This is a genomic window from Robiginitalea myxolifaciens, assembly GCF_900115205.1.
GTDB classification, from domain to species: domain Bacteria; phylum Bacteroidota; class Bacteroidia; order Flavobacteriales; family Flavobacteriaceae; genus Robiginitalea; species Robiginitalea myxolifaciens.
On sequence record NZ_FOYQ01000003.1, the window covers coordinates 1 to 2,500 of the forward strand.

The following is a 2,500-nucleotide window of genomic DNA, read 5'->3' on the forward strand; positions in this document are numbered from 1 at the left end:
CATTAAGTGTAGATCCCTTCCTAGCCGGGGGGAGCTATAACTTGGTAAGTACAAACAACATCCGTCAAGGAAATATTAAAAAAACCTGGACCGAGTTGGGAGGGCTTTTGATCGGGGGTTTTGCTGGTGGCAAGAGGATTTTAAATAATCTTTTATGATCTCACCAAATTTAAGAATCTACGATGAAGAGTTTGATCCTGGCTCAGGATGAACGCTAGCGGCAGGCCTAACACATGCAAGTCGAACGGTAACATAGAAAAGCTTGCTTTTCTGATGACGAGTGGCGCACGGGTGCGTAACGCGTATAGAACCTACCTTTTGCAGGGGGATAGCCCGGAGAAATTCGGATTAATACCCCGTAGTATTATCGATTGGCATCGATTGATAATTAGAGATTCATCGGCAAAAGATGGCTATGCGTCCTATTAGCTAGATGGTGAGGTAACGGCTCACCATGGCTACGATAGGTAGGGGCCCTGAGAGGGGGATCCCCCACACTGGTACTGAGACACGGACCAGACTCCTACGGGAGGCAGCAGTGAGGAATATTGGACAATGGTCGAGAGACTGATCCAGCCATGCCGCGTGCAGGAAGACGGCCCTACGGGTTGTAAACTGCTTTTATACGGGAAGAATAAGGGGCACGTGTGCCCTGATGACGGTACCGTAAGAATAAGGACCGGCTAACTCCGTGCCAGCAGCCGCGGTAATACGGAGGGTCCGAGCGTTATCCGGAATCATTGGGTTTAAAGGGTCCGCAGGCGGGTCAGTAAGTCAGAGGTGAAAGTTTGCGGCTCAACCGTAAAATTGCCTTTGATACTGCTGGTCTTGAGTTACAGTGAAGTGGCTGGAATATGTGGTGTAGCGGTGAAATGCATAGAGATCACATAGAACACCGATTGCGAAGGCAGGTCACTAACTGTATACTGACGCTGATGGACGAAAGCGTGGGGAGCGAACGGGATTAGATACCCCGGTAGTCCACGCCGTAAACGATGGACACTAGCTGTCGGGCATTAGCTCGGTGGCCAAGCGAAAGTGATAAGTGTCCCACCTGGGGAGTACGTCGGCAACGATGAAACTCAAAGGAATTGACGGGGGCCCGCACAAGCGGTGGAGCATGTGGTTTAATTCGATGATACGCGAGGAACCTTACCAGGGCTTAAATGGGGAGTGACAGGCTTAGAGATAGGCTTTTCTTCGGACACTCTTCAAGGTGCTGCATGGTTGTCGTCAGCTCGTGCCGTGAGGTGTCAGGTTAAGTCCTATAACGAGCGCAACCCCTACCGTTAGTTGCCAGCATGTCAAGATGGGGACTCTAACGGAACTGCCGGTGCAAACCGTGAGGAAGGTGGGGATGACGTCAAATCATCACGGCCCTTACGTCCTGGGCTACACACGTGCTACAATGGCCGGTACAATGAGCAGCCACTACGCAAGTAGGAGCGAATCTATAAAACCGGTCACAGTTCGGATCGAGGTCTGCAACCCGACCTCGTGAAGCTGGAATCGCTAGTAATCGGATATCAGCCATGATCCGGTGAATACGTTCCCGGGCCTTGTACACACCGCCCGTCAAGCCATGGAAGCCGGGAGTGCCTGAAGTCCGTCACCGCAAGGAGCGGCCTAGGGCAAGATCGGTAACTAGGGCTAAGTCGTAACAAGGTAGCCGTACCGGAAGGTGCGGCTGGAACACCTCCTTTCTAGAGATATGTGCATAGAGGATTTATTTAGATAAGTTCTGTAAGCCACCCAAGAAAGGCAAGACTTAAGTAAGAGAAGGAGTACTTCTCGACCGGGCCAGGTTTTTTTAGTATTACCATCACAGGGAATGTGATGTTGTTTGTACTGTATGTTATTTAAAATGATGCAGTCTCATAGCTCAGCTGGTTAGAGCGCTACACTGATAATGTAGAGGTCGGCAGTTCGAGTCTGCCTGAGACTACTGTTGAAGTTCTTTGAAACTGAATTATTGGAAATTCTGGAGGTTGAGCGGCCTTTTGTAAACTGCCACGGTAGGTAGCCCATGGGGTTGCTGTTAGAAGACCGACGGAGTTTTTAAGACAAGGGGAATTAGCTCAGCTGGCTAGAGCGCCTGATTTGCATTCAGGAGGTCACCGGTTCGACTCCGGTATTCTCCACAAGGTTAGAGTTGTTTAAGACATTTAATGTCTGCGGCGACTCGCCGTAACGTTCATTGACATATTGAGAATAAGAAGAAAGACAATTGGGTATTCTTTAGGGGATACTTGATTGATCGACTTCGAGAAACACGAATCTAAAGTAGAAGAGAGTACGTGTGTAGATTTATCTACACATTGTAATTTTAAAATAGATACAATTACTTATTAGAGCTAAGAATACAAAAGTGAAGGCGACAAGTTAAGTAAGGGCGTATGGGGGATGCCTAGGCTCCCAGAGGCGAAGAAGGACGTGATAAGCTGCGAAAAGCTGCGGGGAGATGCACATAATTTTTGATCCGCAGATATCCGAATGGGGC

2 tRNA genes and 2 rRNA genes (1 of these 4 cut by a window edge) are annotated in these 2,500 nt (G+C 49.0%); all 4 read left to right on the top strand.

What is annotated here, in order from left to right:
* Nucleotides 1-179: 179 nt before the first annotated feature.
* Nucleotides 180-1,703: ribosomal RNA gene (locus BM318_RS14265) — 16S ribosomal RNA — on the top strand.
* 168 nt (nt 1,704-1,871) lie between these two features.
* Nucleotides 1,872-1,945 (top strand) — tRNA-Ile (locus BM318_RS14270).
* A 122-nt stretch (nt 1,946-2,067) separates the two neighbouring features.
* Nucleotides 2,068-2,141: transfer RNA gene (locus BM318_RS14275), tRNA-Ala, on the top strand.
* 234 nt (nt 2,142-2,375) lie between these two features.
* Nucleotides 2,376-2,500: ribosomal RNA gene (locus tag BM318_RS14280) — 23S ribosomal RNA — on the top strand (it continues 2,723 nt past the right edge of the window).
* Together the 16S and 23S rRNA genes with 2 tRNA genes alongside form the textbook arrangement of a ribosomal RNA operon.